Here is a 19580-nt window from a genome sequence, read left to right on the forward strand (position 1 = left end):
CTCAGGGCCCGGTGCCGGACCGGGCCGAGGAGCGCGGACGGGCCCGCAGCGCGCGGTCCGCGGCCGTGAGGACGAGCAGCACCAGGCCCAGCGCCATCCCCACCGTGGCGAGTTCCCGCAGGCCCCGGTCGGTGGCGGCCGGTCCGTAGCTGAGGCCGATGAGGCCGGCGGCGATCATCGCGCCGAGGTACTGGGAGGTGCGCTGGAGGCCGGCCGCGGCGCCGACGCCGTCGGCCGGGGCCTGGGCGTACACGGCGCCCTGGTTGCCGGTCGAGGTGAGGCCCTGCGAGATGCCGAAGAGCACCGCGACGGCCGGCAGCGCGAGGAGCGGGGTGGTGCCGGTGGTGAACAGCAGGGCGGTGGCGCCCGCGGTGAGCAGGGCGGCCGCGGTGACGAGCGGGGCGCGGAGCCCCTTCGTCCGGGCGCCGAGCAGGGAGAGGACGGCGGCGGCACCGGACATCGGCAGCATGATCAGACCGACCTGGAGGACGGAGTAGCCATGGGCGTCCTCCAGCCACTGGGTGAAGCCGTAGAGCACGCAGTAGATCGTGAGGTAGGCGAGGCCGTGGCGGAGGTAGGTGCGGGCGAGGGCCCCGTTGCCGCGCAGGGAGCGCAGGTCGAGGAAGGGGCGGGGGTGGCGCGCCTCCCACCGGACGAGTACGGCCGTCAGCAGCGCGATCAGCGGCGGGAGCGGCCAGAGGGGGTGCGCGAGGTCCGTCAGGAAGAGGGCGGTGGCGGTGAGCGCGGCGGCGAAGAGGGCGAGGCCGAGGGGATCGGCGAAACGTTCCCGCCGTCCGTCGGCGGCCTTCGGGCGTACGGGGTCGGCGGGCAGCCACCGCAGGGCGAGGACGATCCCGGCGAGCGCGAGCGGGACGTTGAAGGCGAAGAGGCCGCGCCAGCCCGCGGTGGCGATGAGGAGCCCGCCGAGCGCGGGGCCGGCGGCCGCGCTGCCCAGCGAGGCGAACGAGAGCCTGCCGAGGACCGGGCGAGGGGCCTCGCGGCCGACGCGCGCGGCCTCCGCGCGCAGCATCGCCATGGCGGACGGGTAGGCGGCGGAGGTGCCGAGGCCCAGCAGGGCGCGGGCGGCGACCAGCCAGCCGAAGGCGGGGGCCAGGGTGCCCAGGAGCCCCGCCGCGCAGACGAGCGTGAGCCCGGCGAGGAGGACGCGGCGCGGGCCGAGCGTGTCGGCCAGCCGCCCCGTGACGGGCTGGCCGACGGCGCTGGCGACGTAGAGGGCGGAGACGAGCCAGGCGGTGCCGGCGGCTCCGGTGCCGAAGGCGTGGCCGATGGTGACCAGGCCGGTGGCGATGGCGGTCGAGTTGAGGGGGTTGAGCGCCGAGCCGAGCAGGAGCGGTGCCATCAGACGGCCGCCGAAGCCCGGTCCGGCGGGGCCGGGCCGCTCACCCGTGCGGGTGAGCGGGGGCCTCGCGGCGTCGGGAGGCTGTGTCGCTGCGGTCACGTCCGTCACTCCTCGGTGAGTTTCCGGAGCAGCTTCAGGGCCTCGGCGAGCCGCTGCCGCTCGTCGGCGTCGAGCCGCCGGTCGAGGGCGTCGGCGAGCCAGCCGTGCTTGGAGCGGCGCACGGAGGCGAGGCCCCGCTCGCCGTCCGGGGTGAGGGAGAACAGCACCTGACGGCCGTCGGTGGGGTGTGGGGACCGGGCGACCAGGCCCAGGTCGTCCAGCACGCCGAGGATCACCCGCATGGACTGGGGGCGGACGAGCTCGGCGCGGGCCAGGTCGGCGGTGGTGGCGGGGCCCTCGGTGCCGAGCCGGCTGAGGACGGCGCGCTGGGACGGCGTGAGCGCGCCCTGCGGGGAGGCGGCGCGCAGCCGCCGCATGAGCTGGGAGGCCGTGGCGGCCAGATCGGCGGCGAGGCGCTCCCGGTCCTTTTCCTGATCCTTCTGAGGTTCCTGATCCTTCTCGGGCATACGTCCACAGTAAGAGAATGACAGGGAAACTTGCAAGTTTTTCTGTCTGGTTATCCACAGGGAAGACGATGGTCTTGCCGCGCGGCGTGCCGGGTCATACGGTCGCAACCACACGTGGATCTACGCGTGTCAGCCTGGCTGACGCCCCGGCGAAGGAGCAGCTCATGGCCAATGTCGTTCGCGCCGCACTGGTTCAGGCGACCTGGACGGGTGACACCGAGTCGATGATCGCCAAGCATGAGGAGCACGCCCGCGCGGCCGCCGCGCAGGGCGCGAAGGTGATCGGCTTCCAGGAGGTCTTCAACGCTCCCTACTTCTGCCAGGTGCAGGAGAGCGAGCACTACCGCTGGGCCGAGCCCGTCCCCGACGGCCCCACGGTCCGGCGGATGCGGGAGCTGGCCCGCGAGACGGGCATGGTGATCGTCGTCCCCGTCTTCGAGGTCGAGGGCTCCGGCTTCTACTACAACACCGCCGCCGTCATCGACGCCGACGGCAGCTACCTCGGCAAGTACCGCAAGCACCACATCCCCCAGGTCAAGGGCTTCTGGGAGAAGTACTACTTCAAACCGGGCAACCTCGGCTGGCCCGTCTTCGACACGGCCGTCGGCAAGGTCGGCGTCTATATCTGCTACGACCGCCACTTCCCCGAAGGATGGCGCCAACTCGGCCTGAACGGCGCCCAGATCGTCTACAACCCCTCCGCCACCTCGCGCGGCCTCTCCGCCTACCTCTGGAAGCTGGAACAGCCCGCCGCCGCCGTGGCCAACGAGTACTTCATCGCCGCGATCAACCGCGTGGGCCAGGAGGAGTACGGCGACAACGACTTCTACGGCACCTCCTACTTCGTGGACCCGCGCGGCCGGTTCGTCGACGGCACCGCGAGCGACACCAAGGAGGAACTGCTCGTCCGCGACCTGGACCTCGGCCTCATCGACGAGGTCCGGCAGCAGTGGGCGTTCTACCGCGACCGCAGGCCCGACGCCTACGAGGGGCTGGTCCGGCCATGAGCCCCGGGAGCGAGCCGCCACCGCCCGGCGCCACCCCCGCCACGCACCTCCACGCCCGGCACCGCGCCGTCATGCCCGACTGGCTCGCCCTCTACTACCGAGAGCCCCTGGAGCTCACCCACGGCGAGGGCCGGCACGTCTGGGACGCGACCGGCCGCCGCTACCTCGACTTCTTCGGCGGCATCCTCACCACCATGACCGCCCACGCCCTCCCCGAGGTCACCGAGGCCGTCGCCGGGCAGGCCGGGCGCATCCTGCACACCTCCACCCTCTACCTCGACCGGCACATGGTGGAGCTCGCCGAGCGGATCGCCGCCCTCTCCGGCATCCCGGACGCCCGCGTCTTCTTCACCACCTCCGGCACGGAGGCCACCGACGCCGCCCTGCTGCTCGCCACCACCCACCGCCGCTCCAACCAGGTCCTGGCGATGCGCAACAGCTACCACGGCCGCTCCTTCTCCTCCGTCGCCGTCACGGGCAACTCCTCCTGGTCGCCCACCAGCCTCTCCCCGCTCCAGACGCTCTACGTCCACGGCGCCGTCCGCACCCGCGGCCCGTACGCCGCCCTGACCGACGCGGAGTTCACCGCGGCCTGCGTCGCCGACCTGGAGGACGTCCTCGGCCAGGCCCACGGCAATGTGGCCGCGCTCATCGCCGAACCCGTCCAGGGCGTCGGCGGGTTCACCTCCCCGCCCGACGGGCTCTACGCCGCCTTCCGCGAGGTCCTCGCGCGGCGCGGCATCCTCTGGATCTCCGACGAGGTGCAGACCGGCTGGGGCCGCACCGGCGACCACTTCTGGGGCTGGCAGGCCCACGCCGCGAGCGGCCCGCCCGACCTGCTCACCTTCGCCAAGGGCATCGGGAACGGCATGTCGATCGGCGGCGTCGTCGCCCGCGCCGAGGTGATGAACTCCCTGGGCGCCAACTCCATCTCCACCTTCGGCGGCAGCCCCGTCACCATGGCCGCCGGGCTCGCCAACCTCACCCATCTCCTGGAGCACGACCTCCAGGGCAACGCCCGACGGGTCGGCGGCCTCCTCATCGAGCGGCTCCGCGCCGTCGCCGCCGGTCTGCCCCTGGTCCACGAGGTGCGCGGCCGGGGCCTGATGATCGGCGTCGAACTGACCGGGCCCGACGGCTCCCCCGCGCCCGAGGCCGCCGCCCTCACCCTCGAACACGCCCGGGAGGACGGTCTGCTGATCGGCAAGGGCGGCCGCGAGGGCAACACCCTGCGGATCGCCCCGCCCCTGTCCCTCACCGTCGCCGAGGCCGAGGAGGGCGCGGCGATCCTCGAATCCGCCCTGCACCGTACGCACCGCACCCTCGCCGGAGAGGAACGGGCATGACCACCACGGCCATTCGCGGCGGCCTCGTCATCACCGCCACCGAGGAGATCTTGGCGGACGTCCTCGTCGAGGACGGGCGGATCGCCGCCCTCGCCGCCCCCGACAGCTCCTGCGCCCAGGGCTGGACGCCCGACCGCACCCTCGACGCCACCGGGAAGTACGTCGTCCCGGGCGGCGTCGACGCCCACACCCACTTCGACCTCCCTTTCGGCGGCACTGCCTCCTCCGACACCTTCGAGACGGGCACCCGTGCCGCGGCCTGGGGCGGCACCACCACCGTCGTCGACTTCGCGGTCCAGTCCCGCGGCGGCGCCCTGCGCGAGGGGCTCGACACCTGGCACGCCAAGGCCGAGGGAACCTGCGCCGTCGACTACGCCTTCCATATGATCCTCTCCGATGTGCGGGAGAGCTCGCTCAAGGAGATGGACCTGCTGGTGGGGGAGGGCGTCACCTCCTTCAAGCTGTTCATGGCCTATCCCGGCGTCTTCTACAGCGACGACGGGCAGATCCTGCGGGCCATGCAGCGCGCCGCCGGCAACGGCGGGCTGATCATGATGCACGCCGAGAACGGCATCGCCATCGACGTCCTCGTCGAACAGGCCCTGGCCGCCGGCCGCACCGACCCCCGCTACCACGGAGAGGTCCGCAAGGCCCTGCTGGAGGCGGAGGCCACGCACCGGGCCATCGCCCTGGCGCAGGTGGCGGGCAGCCCGCTCTACGTCGTGCACGTCTCCGCCGAGGAGGCCGTCGCCGAGCTGGTACAGGCCCGCGACAAGGGCCTCCCGGTCTTCGGCGAGACCTGCCCGCAGTACCTCTTCCTGTCCACCGACAATCTCGCCGAACCCGGCTTCGAGGGCGCGAAATACGTCTGCTCCACGCCGCTCCGTCCCCGCGAGCACCAGGCCGCCCTCTGGCGCGGGCTGCGGACGAACGACCTCCAGGTCGTCTCCACCGACCACTGCCCCTTCTGCTTCTCCGGCCAGAAGGAGCTGGGTCGCGGCGACTTCTCGAAGATCCCCAACGGGCTGCCCGGTGTGGAGCACCGGATGGACCTCCTCCACCAGGCCGTGGTCGACGGGCACATCACCCGCCGCCGCTGGATCGAGATCGCCTGCACCGCCCCCGCCCGGATGTTCGGCCTCGCCCCGCGCAAGGGCACCCTCGCCCCCGGAGCCGACGCCGACATCGTCATCTACGACCCGCACGCCCGGCAGACCCTCTCCGCCACGACCCATCACATGAACGTCGACTACTCGGCGTACGAGGGCAAGGAGATCACCGGCCGGGTCGAGACGGTCCTCTCCCGCGGGGAGACCGTCATCGACCGCGGCCGGTACACCGTCCGCGCCGGGCACGGCCGTTACGTACCCCGCGCCACCTGTCAGTACCTCGCGTAAGGAGCACCACCGTGGACTTCGGCCTCGTCCTCCAGACCGATCCGCCCGCCACCGCCGTGGTGGACCTGATGCGCCGGGCCGAGGGCGCCGGCTTCCGTTACGGATGGACCTTCGACTCCGCCGTCCTCTGGCAGGAGCCCTTCGTCATCCACAGCCGGATCCTCGACCACACCGAGCGGCTCATCGTCGGCCCCATGGTCACCAACCCCACCACCCGCACCCCCGAGGTCACCGCGTCCACGTTCGCCACGCTCAACGACATGTACGGCAACCGCACGGTGTGCGGCATCGGCCGCGGCGACTCGGCGATGCGGGTGGCCGGACGGAAGCCCAACACCCTCGCCACCCTCCGCGAGGCCATGCGCGTCATCCGCGACCTCGCCGAGGGGCGCGAGGCCGATGTCGGCGGCACCACCCTCAAGCTCCCCTGGGTGAAGGACGGCAGGCTGCCGGTCTGGATGGCCGCCTACGGTCCCAAGGCGCTCGCCCTCGCGGGGCAGGAGGCGGACGGTTTCATCCTCCAGCTCGCCGACCCGTTCCTGACCGAGTGGATGATCAAGGCCGTCCGTACGGCGGCCGCCGAGGCCGGCCGCGACCCCGACTCCCTCACCATCTGCGTCGCCGCCCCCGCCTATGTGGGCGACGACCTCGACCACGCCCGTGAGCAGTGCCGCTGGTTCGGCGGCATGGTCGGCAACCACGTCGCCGACCTCGTCGCCCGCTACGGCGCGCACTCCGGGCTGGTGCCGGAGGCGCTCACGGCCTATATCGAGCAGCGCCACGGCTACGACTACAGCCACCACGGCCGGGCCGGGAACCCCTCCACGGACTTCGTCCCCGACGAGATCGTCGACCGGTTCTGCCTGCTGGGGCCGGTGGAGGCGCATCGGGAGCGGCTGGAGGAGTTGCGGGGGCTGGGGGTGGATCAGTTCGCGGTGTATGCGATGCATGATGCGAGGGAGGCCACGATTGATGCGTATGGGCGGGAATTGGTGCCGGTGTTGGGTGGGTGACGGGTAGGGGGGGCGGGGGGTGCGCCTGCGGCGGGCCTTTTCCCCTACCCGCCCCTTCCCGGAACCGGGGCTGGCGCCCCGGGCCCCCGGCCGCGCTGACGCGCGGTGTCCTCAAACGCCGGACGGGCTGATTTTCAGCCCGTCCGGCGTTTGAGGACCGGGGTCCGGGGCGGAGCCCCGTTCGGGAAGGGGCGGGGTGGGGAAAAGGCCCGCCGCAGGCGCACCCCCCGCCCCCGTCACGGCACCCGCGCGGTCCACTCCTCCGAAGAGAACTTCGTCGCCGCCAGCTCCACCGCCCGCGCCATCTCCTCCGGAGTGACCGACCCCTCGGCCAACCCGTACCGCCCCCGGAAAGACTCGATCATCTTCTCGATGACCGCCGCCCGCGGCAGCCCCGTCTGACGGCGCAGCGGATCCACCCGCTTCTTGGCGCTCTTCGTGCCCTTGTCGGACAGCTTCTCCTTGCCGATGCGCAGCACGTCGAGCATCTTGTCCGCGTCGATGTCGTACGCCATCGTCACGTGGTGCAGCACCGCGCCCGCCGGGCCCACCAGCCGCTTCTGGGCCGCGCCGGCGATCTTTCCGGAGTCGGTGGCGATGTCGTTGAGCGGCTGGTACCACGCCTTGACGCCCATGCCCTCCAGCGCGCCCAGCACCCAGTCGTCCAGATAGGCGTAACTGTCGGCGAAGGACAGGCCCTGGACGAGCGAGTCGGGCACGCACAGGGAGTAGGTGATGGTGTTACCCGGCTCGCAGAACATGGCCCCGCCGCCGCTGATCCGGCGGACGACCGTCATGCCGTGGCGGGCCGCGCCCTCGGGGTCGACCTCGTTGCGCAGCGACTGGAAGCTGCCGATGACCACCGCGGGGGAGCCCCACTCCCACACGCGCAGGGTCGGGGGCCGACGCCCGGCCGCGACCTCGGCCGTCAGCACCTCGTCCAGCGCCATGTGCAGCGCCGGCGGCTGCGGGCCGTCGTGGATGAGCTCCCACTCGAAGTCGGTCCAGTCGGTCGCGTTCGCCAGCGCCCGGCGGACCGCGACGCCCACGGCCTCGGAGCTGAAGCCGAACATCACCGTGCCCTCGGGCAGGGCCGCGTCGATCCGGGCCGCGAGCTGCGGGGCGAGGGTGTCGGCGGGTGCGCCTTCCAGGGCGCGGTTGATGTCCAGGAGCGCCTCGTCCGGTTCGAGGAAGAAGTCCCCGGCCACCCGTACGTCGCGCAGCAGCCCGTCCTCGACCTCCAGGTCCACGACGACGAGCTTGCCGCCCGGAACTTTGTATTCGCCGTGCACGGCCGCTACCTCCCGCTTGTTCTCCGGCCGGCCACCCGGCCGACAGCGGAATCAACCGTAACTCCGGGATTCCCGGTTCCTCCCGCGGGTGGCCCGCGTACACTCTGTGTACCCCACAGGTAACACTCGTCTCACCTTCCCCCCACTCCCGCGCCCCCGGCCCGCCGGGCGCCGGTTCGCGACCGGGTGCGGAGCCATGCGCGGAACCGTTTCGCGCAGCCGCTGTCCCAGGGGGGATCCTGAATATGACCGCATACACCGCACGCAGGGCGAGACGGGCCGGTGCGGCCCTGGTCGCCGCGCTGACCCTGGGCTTCGGCGCCGTAGCCTGCGACGACGCCGACAAGCCGGCCGGTGACAAGCCGTCGGCGTCCGTCTCCGCGACCCCGGCGACGCCGTCCGCGTCATCCGAGCCCGGCCCGGCGGAGTCGCCGTCCCCCTCGCCGAGCGCCGCGTCGCCCGCGCCGGTGACGACGCCGGACGTCCCCGCCCCCGCACCCAAGGCCGAGGTGCCCGCCTCCGACCGCGGCGCCACGGGTTCGGGCTCCGAATCGGGTTCCGGTTCGGGCGGCGGCTCGTCGTCCACGGGTTCCACGTCAGGTTCCACGTCGGCCGACTCGTCGTCCACGGGGGGCTCCCACTCCGGGGCCTCGGCCGTCTGCAACGACGGTTCGTACTCCTACTCCGCGCACCGCAGGGGCACTTGCTCCCACCACGGCGGTGTTGCGCAGTGGCTGAAGGATCTGCCTTCCTAGGGAGCATGTTCACGACACGCCCCACTCTCCAGGGCACCTTCGGCATGGTGGCCTCCACCCACTGGCTCGCCTCGCAGTCGGCCATGGCCGTCCTGGAGAGCGGCGGCAACGCCTTCGACGCCGCCGTCGCCGCGGGCTTCGTCCTCCAGGTGGTCGAACCGCACATGAGCGGACCGGCCGGTGAGGTGCCCGCGATCATCGCCCCCGCGGCCGGCCCGGTGCGGGTCCTCTGCGGGCAGGGGCCCGCGCCCGCCGGGGCGAGCGTCGCCCACTACACCTCGCTCGGCCTCGCCCTCGTCCCCGGCACCGGCCCCCTCGCCGCCCCCGTGCCGGGCGCCTTCGACGCCTGGCTGCTCCTGCTGCGCGACCACGGCACCCGGCCGCTCGCGGACGTCCTCTCCTACGCCATCGGGTACGCCGAACGCGGCCACGCCCCCGTCCCCGCCGTCGGCGCGACCGTGCGGACCGTACAAGAGCTCTTCACCGACGAGTGGCCGGACTCCGCCGCCCTGTACCTCCCGGGCGGCCGCCCGCCCGAGCCCGGGAGGCTCTTCCGCAACCCCGTGCTCGCGGCCACCTGGCGCCGCCTGCTCGCCGAGGCCGAGGCCGCCGGCGGCAGCCGCGAGCGGCGCATCGACGCCGCCCGCCGCGTCTGGCGCGAGGGCTTCGTCGCCGACGCCCTCCTGCGCGCCGCCGCCCGCCCCACCCCGGACACCTCCGGCGCCCGCCACACCGGCACCCTCACCGGCGACGACCTCGCCGGCTTCCGCGCCGGTTACGAGGAGCCCGTCACCCACGACTGGCACGGCTGGACCGTCTGCAAACCCGGGCCCTGGTCCCAGGGCCCGGCCCTGCTCCAGCAGCTCGCCCTGCTCCCGGAGCAGCCCGGCGCCCTGGAGTACGGCACCCCCGACTACCTCCACGCCCTCATCGAGGGCGGCAAGCTCGCCATGGCCGACCGCGAGGCGTGGTACGGCGACGCCCCGTACGGGGAGGACGGCGTGCCGCTGCGCGCCCTGCTCTCACCCGGGTACAACACCGCCCGCCGCGCCCTGGTAGGCGACACCGCCTCGTACGACCTGCGCCCCGGCAGCCCCGACGGCCGCGCGCCCCGGCTGCCCCGGTACGTCACGGAGGCCGGGGCGGACCCGGCGGCGCCCACCGCCCCGGGCGCGGGCGAGCCCACCGTCACCGCCGACGGCGCCACCCGGGGCGACACCTGTCACGTCGACGTCGTCGACCGCTGGGGCAACATGATCTCCGCGACGCCCAGCGGTGGCTGGCTCCAGTCCAACCCCGTCGTCCCGGAGCTCGGCTTCCCCCTGGGCACCCGCCTCCAGATGACCTGGCTGGAGGAGGGCCTGCCCAACTCCCTCACCCCCGGCCGCCGGCCGCGCACCACCCTCAGCCCGTCCCTGGCCCTGCGCGACGGCGAGCCCGTGCTCGCGTTCGGCACGCCGGGCGGCGACCAGCAGGACCAGTGGCAACCGCACTTCTTCCTGGCGGTCGCCCTGCGCCCGCCCGTGCGCGGCGGCCTGGACCTGCAGGGCGCCATCGACGCGCCCAACTGGCACCAGGAATCCTTCCCCAGCTCCTTCCACCCGCGCGCCATGCGGCCCGGCGCCGTCACCGTCGAGTCCCGGATCGGCGAGCCGGCCGTCGCGGAGCTGCGGCGCAGGGGACACGACGTGACCGTGGGACCGCCGTGGTCGGAGGGACGGCTGTGCGCCGTGGCGCGCGACCCGGACACCGGCGTCCTGTCGGCCGCCGCCAACCCCCGGGGAATGCAGGGCTACGCGGTGGGGCGCTGACCGGCCCCGCGCGGTACGTGGGGGACGGGTGGGGCGAGCCGTTCACCTGGGGGACGCCATGAGGTCATCGCCACGCCCCCCGTTGTCGGTGGGGCGTGGTTCGATGGACTTATGATCGATGAATTTCTCGCAGGTGGACTGAACGACGTCGAGGAGGCGGTCCGCAAGGCGGCCGCCGCCGAGATCGTGCCGCGTTTCCGGCAGCTCGCCGCGCACGAGATCGTCGAGAAGAACGGCCCGCACGACCTGGTGACCGTCGCCGACCGGCTCGCCGAGGAGCACCTGACGGCGTCCCTCACCACCCTCCTGCCCGGCTCGGTGGTGGTGGGCGAGGAGGCCGTGCACGCCGACCCCGGCGTCCTCGGCGCCCTGCGCGGTGACGACCCGGTATGGATCGTCGACCCGGTCGACGGCACCCGGCAGTTCGTCCACGGCGACCCCGGCTTCGCGACCCTGGTCTGCCTGGCCCACCGAGGCGAACTGCTCGCCTCCTGGACGTACGCCCCCGCCCTGGACCTGATGGCCACGGCCCGCCGGGGCGGCGGCGCGTGGCTGAACGGCGAGCGGCTGCGCTCCGGCGCGCCCGAGCCCGGCGCGCCGCTGGAAGTGGCCATATCGCACTACGATTTCACCAACGACGAGCAGAAGCGCGTGCTGGGCGCCCTGAGCACCGAGGGCATCGCCCCGCGCCCCTGCGGCTCCGCGGGCCTGGAGTATCTGAACGTGGCCCGGGGCACCCTCGCCGGCCTCGCCTTCTCCTGGGAGAACGCCTGGGACCACGCCGCCGGGCTGCTGCTCGTCGCCGAGGCGGGCGGGGCAAGCGCCACGGTCGCGGGCGAGCCGTTCCGGATCGCCGGGGGCAACGCCCTGCCCTTCGCCGCCGCCCGGGACGAGCTGACGCTCCGGCATATCCTGGATCTGCTGGCGTCCGCCGGCTGACCCCGCCAGGGACGAGGGGAGTGCGTCCGGTGCCCACCATGCTCGACGCGGTCGTCGTAGGCGCCGGACCGAACGGTCTGACCGCCGCTGTGGAACTGGCCCGCCGTGGTCTCTCCGTCGCGGTGTTCGAGGCGGCGGAGGCCGTCGGGGGCGGGGCGCGGACCGAGGAGCTCACGCTCCCCGGCTTCCGCCACGACCCCTGCTCCGCCGTGCACCCGCTCGGCGCCGGATCGCCCGCCTTCACGGGGATGCCCCTGGGCCGCCACGGTCTGCACTGGCTGCACCCCGGGCTGCCCATGGCCCACCCCTTCCCCGACGGCACGGCCGCCGTCCTCGCCCGGGGCGTCGGGGAGACGGCGCTCTCCCTCGGCCCGCGCGACGCCGGGGCGTACCGCCGGCTGGTCGCGCCCTTCCACGGCCGCTGGGAGACGGTGGCGACCGACTTCCTGCGGCCCGCCTGGGCCGGCCTGCCGGGCGATCCGCTGCTGTACGCCCGCTTCGGGCTCTCCGCCGCCCAGCCCGCGGCCCTGCTGACCCGCCGCTTCCGTGACCGCAGGGCACGCGCGATGTTCGCGGGCCTCGCCGCGCACGGCATCGGCCCGCTCACCGGCGTCGGCACCGGCGGCATGGCCCTGCTGTTCGCGCTCGCCGCGCACGCGGGCGGCTGGCCGGTCCCGCGCGGCGGCGCGCAGGCGGTGGCCGACGCCCTCGCCTCGTACCTGCGCGAGGAGGGCGGCACCGTCCACACCGGCTTCGAGGTCAAGCGCCTGGACGACCTGCCGCCCGCCCGCGCCTACGTCTTCGACACCTCGCCGACGGCCCTCGCCCGGATCGCGGGGCTCGGCGGCGCCTACCGCCGTTTCCGCTACGGCCCCAGCGTCTTCAAGATCGACTACGCGCTGAGCGGGCCGGTGCCCTGGACCTCGGAGCAGGCCCGCCGGGCGGGCACGGTCCACGTCGGGCCGACGTACGGGGAGATCGACGCCGCCCTCGACGCGGCCCTGCACGGCCGCGACCCCGAGGTCCCCTTCCTCATCACCGCGCAGCCCAGCCTCGTCGACCCCACCCGGGCGCCGGAGGGCAAGCACACCTTCTGGGTCTACGGGCATGTGCCGCACGGCTGGGAGGGCGACGCCACCGAGGTGATCGAGCGGCAGATCGAGCGGTTCGCCCCCGGCTTCCGCGACCTGGTCCTGGCGCGCGCCACGGCGGGCCCGCCGGAGCTGGCGGCCCGCAACGCGAACTACGTGGGCGGGGACATCAACACGGGCTCGACGGCCGGGCTGCGGCTGGTGATCCGGCCCCGCCTGGCGCGGGTGCCCTACGCGACGGCGCACCCGGCGGTGTTCCTGTGCTCGTCGGCCACGCCGCCGGGGCCCGGGGTGCACGGGATGTGCGGGCGGCACGCGGCGCGGGCGGTGTGGCACTGGTTGTGCCGGGGGTAGGGCGGGGCCCCGGCGCACGCTTCCGCCCCGCCGGGCCTGAGCGCTCCGCTGGAACTCCGGCGAGTCATCCGCGGGTGCGTCGTGGCTGGTCGCGCAGTTCCCCGCGCCCCTTCGGGGCGCTGCCGAACCGCACCGGACTTCGCCAAGCAGGCTTGGACGATCGTTCGGCGGCCAGACGGCCAGACGGCCGCTCCGGGGCCCGGGGCCCGGGGCCCGGGCCCCGGGGCCGAGCCCCCGAGGAAGGGGCCCCGCGCCTCAGGCCACCTGTCCCAGGTCGGCGAGGACCGCCGCGCGGAGCGGCTCGATGTCCGTGCCCACCCGCTGGAGGGTCCGTGCGAGCAGTTCGTCCCCGGGGGTGAGGAGGCCCAGCATGACGTGGGCGAGCGTGATGCGGTCGTCGGGCTGCGCGAGCATCACCTTGGACGCGGCCTCCAGCGCCCGGGTGCCGTGCCCGGTGAAGGGCAGGTGGGCGTCGGGCGCGAGGCCCGGGACCACGGTCGACGCGGGCGCGGGGCCCGGCGCCGGCACCGCGGCCTTGCGGCGCCCGAACGGCAGCCACCCCCGGCGGGCCGGCTCCGGGGCGGGGACAGGGGCGGCGGCCGGTGCGGCAGCGGCGGGCGCGTGGTTCCGCTCGAAGTGCGCGCGCACGGCGGCCAGGTCGATGCCGGCGCCCGTCAGGGCCTCCCGGTCCTCCTCGGCCAGCCCGAGGCCCCCGTCCGCCGCGGCGAGCACCGCCGGCCGGTATGCCTCGTACGTGACGCCGAGCCGGGCCGGCGCGAGCAGCGGGGCGTCCTTCTCGGCCACGAGCCCGAGCATCAGGTGCTCGCTGCCGATCCACGGGTGCCCCAGCTCACGGGCCTCCTGCTGGGCGCGGATCACCGTCATCCGCGCGTTCAGGGTGAACCGTTCGAACATGCCTACCTCCTGGAGTGCTTCTTGTGGACGGCCTGCCTGCTGACGCCGAGCGCGGCCCCGATCTCTTCCCAGGACCAGCCCTGCCGCCGGGCGCTGTCGACCTGGAGCACCTCCAGGCGCTCCACCAGCCGCCGCAGCGCGGCGACGGCGCGGAGCCCGACGCGGGGATCACTGTGCATGGCGGCCTCGGTGGTGGCGACCGCGTCGTTCGCATCCGTTCCGGCCATGCCGTCAACCTAGGGTGACGGCATGGCGATGTCAATCTACGTTGACGAGGCGGGCGGAGGAAGCCATGGCCGCCGAAGGTACATGTCGGAATTCCGCGAGCCGGAAGCGCCCGTACGGACGATCCTGGAGTCATGCCAGCCACGACAGCGGCGCCCGCCACGTCCGGGCCCGCCCGTACGCCCCCTCCCCGGGTCCTGCCCGCGGCGCCCGCCGCGCCCGCCGCGTCCGGTCCCATGCACACCGACTTCGACCGCTGCGTCAGGGCGGTGCGTTCCCGGGACGCACGCTTCGACGGATGGTTCTTCACCGCCGTCCTCACCACCCGCATCTACTGCCGCCCGAGCTGTCCGGCCGTACCCCCGAAGGACCGGAACATGTCCTTCTACCCCAGTGCGGCCGCCGCCCAGCAGGCCGGTTTCCGGGCCTGCAAGCGCTGCCGCCCCGACGCCAGCCCCGGCTCGCCGCAGTGGAACGAGCGGGCCGACCTCGTCGCCCGCGCCATGCGGCTGATCGGCGACGGCACCGTCGACCGCGAGGGCGTCCCCGGCCTCGCCGCCCGCCTCGGCTACAGCACCCGCCAGATCGAGCGGCAGCTGCGTGCCGAACTCGGCGCCGGCCCGCTCGCCCTCGCCCGCGCCCAGCGCGCCCAGACCGCCCGCCTCCTCATCGAGACCAGCGACCTGCCCATGGCCGACGCCGCTTTCGCGGCCGGCTTCTCCTCCATCCGCGCCTTCAACGAGACGGTCCGCGAGGTCTTCGCCCTCACCCCGACCGAACTCCGGGCCCGCGCCGCTCACGGGCGCGCGCCCGCCGCACCCGGCGTGCTCACCCTCCGGCTGCCCTTCCGGGCGCCCCTGTGCCCCGACAACCTCTTCGGCCACCTCGCCGCCACGGCCGTACCCGGCGTGGAGGAGTGGCGCGACGGCGCGTACCGCCGCACCCTGCGCCTCCCGTACGGGCAGGGGACCGTCGCCCTGGCCCCCCGCCCCGACCACATCGCGTGCCGCCTCGCCCTCACCGACCAGCGCGACCTCGCGGGCGCCATCAGCCGCTGCCGCGGCCTCCTCGACCTCGACGCCGACCCCGAGGCCGTCGACGAACTGCTCGGCGCGGACGAACGGCTGGCGCCGCTCGTCGCCGAGGCCCCCGGCAGGCGGGTGCCGCGCACCGTCGACCCGGCGGAGTTCGCCGTACGCGCCGTGCTCGGCCAGCAGGTCTCGACCGCCGCGGCCCGCACCCTCGCCGCCCGGCTCGTCACCGCGCACGGACAGCCCGTACGCGACCCCCTGGGCGGCACGCTCACCCACCTCTTCCCCTCGGCCGAGGAACTCTCCGGCCTCGACCCCGCCGCCCTCGCCATGCCCGCGGGGCGCCGCGCCACCGTCGTCCGCCTGGTACGCGCCCTCGCCACCGGCGAGCTCGACCTCGGCGTCGGCAGCGACCGGGCCGAGGCCCGCGCCCGGCTCGCCGCGCTCCCCGGCATGGGCCCCTGGACCACCGGGATCATCGCCATGCGGGCCCTCGGCGACCCCGACGCCTTCGTCCCCACGGACCTCGGCGTCCGGCGGGCCGCCACCGCCCGCGGCCTGCCCTCGACCCCCGGCGCGCTGACCCGCCACGCCACCGCCTGGCGGCCCTGGCGCTCCTACGCCGTCCAGTACCTCTGGTCCGCCGACGACCACGCCGTCAACCACATGCCGGCCCACTGACCGGCCCGCACCGCAGAGAGGATCGACCGATGTCCGACACGACGACATCCCGCGTCCATACCGTCATCGACAGCCCGTACGGCCCCCTCACGCTCGTCGCGACCGACGGCGTCCTCAGCGGCCTCTACATGACCGACCAGCGCCACCGCCCGGCCGAGGAGGCCTTCGGCGCCCACGACGACGCGCCGTTCCCCGAGACGCTGCGCCAGCTCGCGGCCTACTTCGCCGGCGAGTCGACCCGCTTCGACCTGCCGCTGCGCCTGGACGGCACGCCCTTCCAGCGCCGGGTCTGGGCCGGCCTCCAGGAGATCCCGTACGGCACGACGGTCTCCTACGGCGAACTCGCCGACCGGATCGGGGCGCCCGGCGCGTCCCGGGCCGTGGGCCTGGCGAACGGCAGGAACCCCATCGGCATCATCGTGCCCTGCCACCGGGTTATCGGGGCCGGGGGTGGTCTCACGGGGTATGGCGGCGGGCTGGAGCGTAAGAGGAGGCTGCTGGCGTTCGAGCGGGGTGGGGCGGGGACGGAGCAGGTGGGGTTGTTCTGAGGGGGGTGCCGCTGCGCGGGGCTTTTCCCCACCCCGCCCCTTCCCGAAACCGGGGCTCCGCCCCGGACCCCGGTCCTCAATCGCCGGACGGGCTGATTTTCAGCCCGTCCGGCGATTGAGGACATTCGGGAAGGGGCGGGGTGGGGAAAAAGCCCGCCGCAGGCGCACCCCCGCCCCGCCTACCCCCCGTCCTCGTCCCGGTCCCGCGCGCTCTCCACCACCCGCCGCAGCCGAGGATGCCGCACCGGCCCCCGCTCCGTGATCGCCTCCCCGATCATCGTCCGCATCGCACTCCGCAACCCGTGCATCGCGTGGTGCCGGGCCGGCCCCGCGCCCGGGTCCTCGCGGAGTTCCCGCATCAGGGACCAGCACAGGGCCAGCATCACCAGGACGAACGGCAGGGCCACCAGGATCGTCGCGGACTGCAGCGACTTCAGGCCCCCGGCCACCAGCAGTACCGCCGCGACCGCCGCCATCAGCACCCCCCAGGTGACGACCAGCCAGGTGCGCGGGTGCAGCGCGCCCCGGCTGGACAGCGAGCCCATCACCAGGGACGCCGAGTCGGCGCTGGTGATGAAGTACGTCATGACCAGCGCCATCGCGATCCAGGACGTCAGCGTCCCCAGCGGCAGCGTGTCCAGCAGCGCGAACAGCGACGCCTCCGCGCCCTCCCGCACCGTGCCCGCCATGTCCGCCTCGCCCGACATGTCGAGGCGCAGCGCGCTGCCGCCCATCACGCAGAACCACACCACCGTCGCCCCGCTCGGCACCAGCAGCACCCCGATCAGGAACTCCCGGATCGTCCGGCCGTGCGAGATGCGGGCGATGAACGTCCCCACGAAGGGGGCCCAGGACAGCCACCACGCCCAGTAGAAGATGGTCCACGCGCCCAGCCACCCGGAGTCCGTGAAGGCCCCGGTGCGGGTCGCCAGGTTCAGCAGGTCGTGCAGATAGCCCCCGGTGGCCGCCGGGATGGTGTTGAGGACGAACACCGTCGGGCCGAGGACGAAGACGAAGAGCATCAGGCAGGCGGCGAGCGCGATGTTGAGCGTGCTGAGCCACTTCACGCCCTTGTGCAGGCCGGAGAAGGCCGACAGGACGAACGCCGCCGACAGCGCGGCGATGATGATCAGCTCCAGGGAGGTGGAGTCCCGCACACCGGTCGTGATGTCGAGGCCCTTCGACACCTGGAGTGCGCCCAGGCCCAGGCTCGTGGCCGTGCCGAACACCGTCGCGAAGACCGCGAGCAGGTCGATGGCCCGGCCCGGCCAGCCGGCCGCCCGCTCCTCGCCGAGCAGCGGGACGAACGCCGAGCTGAGCCTGTTGCCGCGGCCCTTGCGGAAACCGGCGTAGGCGAGCGCGAGACCGGACATCCCGTAGATCGCCCACGGGTGCAGCGTCCAGTGGAAGAACGAGTACTCCAGGGCGGTACGGGCCGCGGCCGGCGTCTCCGCGCTGATGCCGCTGCCCGGGGGCGGCGAGACGAAGTGCTGGAGCGGCTCGCCCACGCCGTAGAACATCAGCCCGATGCCCATGCCCGCGCTGAACATCATCGCGATCCAGACGAGGTTGCTGAACTCCGGCTGGTCGTCGTCCCGGCCGAGCCGGATCCGGCCGAACCGGCTGAAGGCGATGACCACGCACAGGGCGAGGAAGACGTCGGCCGCGATGACGAACAGCCAGGCGAAATTGGACAGCACCCAGTTCAGGGCGGCCGACGACACCCGGTCGAAGGAGTGCTTGCCCAGTGCCGCCCAGGCGACCACCGCCAGCACCGCGGCGGCGCCGATCGCGACGAGGGTCATGTCCGGGGGCTCGTCCGGCGGTGGGCCGACCGGGACGGCGGGCGAGGGCGACTCGAATGCGTCGGTGCTCATGTCGCCCCACTATGGCCGGGAAAGACCGGAATGGGCGGGCTGGCACGCCGCGCGCGGGCATGGGCAACCGCGCACACGTCCGGGTAGGGTCGCGGCGCGACCGCCGGTGCGAACCGCACGGCCCGGAAGCGAGGGGATGGCGCGTTGTCGGACGCAGCACGGGCGGGGCGGGTCCTGATCGCCGCGGACAAGTTCAAGGGCTCGCTGACGGCCGCCCAGGTCGCCGAGCACCTCACCACCGGCCTGCGGGCCGCCGCCGGGCCCGGGCTCCACGTCACGGCCCTGCCGGTCGCCGACGGCGGCGACGGCACGGTGGACGCGGCGCTGGCCGCCGGTTTCGAGCGCCGTGAGGTACGGGTGACGGGGCCGCTCGGCGAGCCGGTCACCGCCGCGTACGCGCTCCGCGCGGGCACCGCCGTGGTGGAGATGGCCGAAGCGTCGGGCCTGCGCCACCTGCGGGGCTCCTTCGCGCCGCGCACCGCGACGACGTACGGCACCGGGGAGCTGCTGCGGGCCGCGCTCGACGCGGGCGCCCGCACGGTGGTCCTCGGCGTCGGCGGCAGCGCCACGACGGACGGCGGTGCCGGGGCGCTGAGCGCGCTGGGCGCCCGGCTCCTCGACGCGACCGGGACCCCCGTGGGCCCGGGCGGCGCGGCGCTGGCCGGCCTCGCCACGGCCGATCTCACCGGGCTCGACCCCCGGCTCCGGTCCACCCGGCTCGTGCTCGCCTCCGACGTCGACAACCCGCTCACGGGCCCGCACGGCGCCGCCGCCGTCTACGGGCCCCAGAAGGGCGCGAGCGCGGCCGACGTGGCCGTGCTGGACGCCGCCCTCGCCCACTACGCGGCGGTCCTGGACGGCGGGGCGCTGGCGGGCGCTCCCGGCGCGGGAGCCGCCGGAGGGCTCGGCTACGGCGCCCTGGCCGGGCTCGGCGCGGCCTTCCGCCCCGGCATCGAGGTGATGCTCGACGTCCTGGGCTTCCCGGCGGCCCTGGAGTCGGCCGGTCTCGTCATCACGGGGGAGGGTTCCCTGGACGCCCAGACCCTCCACGGCAAGGCCCCCGCCGGCGTGGCGGCCGCCGCCCGCGCGCGGGGCGTCCCGGTGATCGCGGTCTGCGGCCGGCTGTCCCTGTCGGCGGAAGCACTGCGTACGGCGGGCTTCCGCCGTGCGTACGCGCTGACGGACCTGGAGCCGGACCCGGCCCGCTGCATGACCCTCGCCGGGCCCCTGCTGGAACGGCTGGCGGAGCGGATCGTGGTGGACGGGCTGAGAATCAGCCCGTCCGGCGCTTGAGGACACCGCGCGGAGCGCGGAACAGGGAGTCCGGGGTGCGAAGCCCCCGGATGGGGGCACCTCCTGGGGGCACCCCCAG

17 protein-coding genes are annotated in these 19580 nt (G+C 74.4%); 11 read left to right on the forward strand and 6 right to left on the reverse strand.

Translation table 11 applies throughout. The features are described 5' to 3' along the window. Position 1: 1 nt before the first annotated feature. Both AF335_RS18935 and AF335_RS18940 read right to left on the reverse strand, forming a co-directional pair. Complete coding sequence (locus AF335_RS18935; RefSeq protein ID WP_102919698.1) at positions 2–1360, reverse strand: MFS transporter; 1359 nt, start codon at positions 1358–1360, stop codon at positions 2–4. Between the two features lie 104 nt (positions 1361–1464). Next, complete coding sequence (locus tag AF335_RS18940) at positions 1465–1926, reverse strand: MarR family winged helix-turn-helix transcriptional regulator (RefSeq protein ID WP_102919570.1); 462 nt, start codon at positions 1924–1926, stop codon at positions 1465–1467. Between the two features lie 164 nt (positions 1927–2090). On the opposite strand from AF335_RS18940, the gene AF335_RS18945 reads away from it, so the two are divergent. From AF335_RS18945 to AF335_RS18960, 4 genes are read left to right on the forward strand one after another with little or no spacing between them, the layout of a single operon-like run. Further along, positions 2091–2933 (forward strand): nitrilase-related carbon-nitrogen hydrolase, encoded by an 843-nt coding sequence (locus AF335_RS18945; protein WP_102919571.1) that lies wholly within the window; start codon positions 2091–2093, stop codon positions 2931–2933. Then, entirely contained in the window at positions 2930–4279 is a 1350-nt protein-coding gene (locus AF335_RS18950; protein WP_102919572.1) for an aspartate aminotransferase family protein, read from the forward strand. The genes AF335_RS18945 and AF335_RS18950 overlap by 4 nt, the downstream gene beginning before the upstream one ends. After that, positions 4276–5676, forward strand: a complete 1401-nt coding sequence (gene hydA / locus AF335_RS18955; protein ID WP_102919573.1) for a dihydropyrimidinase — start codon at positions 4276–4278, stop codon at positions 5674–5676. The genes AF335_RS18950 and hydA overlap by 4 nt, the downstream gene beginning before the upstream one ends. Before the next feature lie 11 nt (positions 5677–5687). Continuing rightward, positions 5688–6689, forward strand: coding sequence for a TIGR03842 family LLM class F420-dependent oxidoreductase (locus AF335_RS18960; protein WP_102919574.1), 1002 nt, complete (start codon positions 5688–5690; stop codon positions 6687–6689). 236 nt (positions 6690–6925) lie between these two features. Here the strand turns inward: AF335_RS18960 and lplAB are convergent, their stop codons facing one another. Beyond that, entirely contained in the window at positions 6926–7981 is a 1056-nt protein-coding gene (lplAB, locus tag AF335_RS18965) for a lipoate-protein ligase LplAB (protein WP_102919575.1), read from the reverse strand. Between the two features lie 245 nt (positions 7982–8226). Here lplAB and AF335_RS36240 point away from each other — a divergent pair, with 245 nt between their 5' ends. The 4 genes from AF335_RS36240 (at position 8227) to AF335_RS18985 (ending at position 12931) form a co-directional block, all read left to right on the forward strand. Further along, positions 8227–8736 carry a DUF3761 domain-containing protein gene (locus AF335_RS36240; RefSeq protein WP_102919576.1) on the forward strand — a complete coding sequence of 170 codons (510 nt, stop codon included), beginning with the start codon at positions 8227–8229 and terminating at the stop codon, positions 8734–8736. A gap of 5 nt (positions 8737–8741) precedes the next feature. Then, positions 8742–10547, forward strand: coding sequence for a gamma-glutamyltransferase family protein (locus tag AF335_RS18975; protein ID WP_102919577.1), 1806 nt, complete (start codon positions 8742–8744; stop codon positions 10545–10547). 111 nt (positions 10548–10658) lie between these two features. Continuing rightward, entirely contained in the window at positions 10659–11486 is an 828-nt protein-coding gene (locus AF335_RS18980) for an inositol monophosphatase family protein (RefSeq protein WP_102919578.1), read from the forward strand. Positions 11487–11515: 29 nt separating this feature from the next. Beyond that, positions 11516–12931 (forward strand): phytoene desaturase family protein, encoded by a 1416-nt coding sequence (locus AF335_RS18985; protein ID WP_244927090.1) that lies wholly within the window; start codon positions 11516–11518, stop codon positions 12929–12931. 255 nt (positions 12932–13186) lie between these two features. On the opposite strand, the gene AF335_RS36670 is transcribed toward AF335_RS18985, so the two are convergent. Beyond that, positions 13187–13846, reverse strand: a complete 660-nt coding sequence (locus AF335_RS36670; RefSeq protein ID WP_102919579.1) for a Clp protease N-terminal domain-containing protein — start codon at positions 13844–13846, stop codon at positions 13187–13189. Positions 13847–13848: 2 nt separating this feature from the next. After that, a complete protein-coding gene (locus AF335_RS18995; protein ID WP_102919580.1) occupies positions 13849–14073 on the reverse strand; it encodes a hypothetical protein in 225 nt (74 codons plus the stop codon). 234 nt (positions 14074–14307) lie between these two features. Here AF335_RS18995 and AF335_RS19000 point away from each other — a divergent pair, with 234 nt between their 5' ends. Both AF335_RS19000 and AF335_RS19005 read left to right on the forward strand, forming a co-directional pair. Further along, on the forward strand, positions 14308–15783 hold the full coding sequence (locus AF335_RS19000) for an AlkA N-terminal domain-containing protein (protein WP_102919581.1): 1476 nt from the start codon (positions 14308–14310) through the stop codon (positions 15781–15783). A 29-nt stretch (positions 15784–15812) separates the two neighbouring features. After that, complete coding sequence (locus AF335_RS19005) at positions 15813–16331, forward strand: methylated-DNA--[protein]-cysteine S-methyltransferase (RefSeq protein WP_102919582.1); 519 nt, start codon at positions 15813–15815, stop codon at positions 16329–16331. Between the two features lie 179 nt (positions 16332–16510). On the opposite strand, the gene AF335_RS19010 is transcribed toward AF335_RS19005, so the two are convergent. Beyond that, the gene (locus AF335_RS19010) at positions 16511–18208 is read right to left on the reverse strand and encodes a BCCT family transporter (protein ID WP_102919583.1); all 1698 of its coding nucleotides are present in this window, start codon (positions 18206–18208) and stop codon (positions 16511–16513) included. 144 nt (positions 18209–18352) lie between these two features. Between AF335_RS19010 and AF335_RS19015 the strand changes: the two genes are divergently transcribed. Next, on the forward strand, positions 18353–19501 hold the full coding sequence (locus AF335_RS19015; protein ID WP_102919584.1) for a glycerate kinase: 1149 nt from the start codon (positions 18353–18355) through the stop codon (positions 19499–19501). Positions 19502–19580 lie beyond the last annotated feature (79 nt).

It is taken from the genome of Streptomyces eurocidicus, assembly GCF_002891295.1.
Taxonomy (GTDB): Bacteria; Actinomycetota; Actinomycetes; order Streptomycetales; family Streptomycetaceae; genus Streptomyces; species Streptomyces eurocidicus.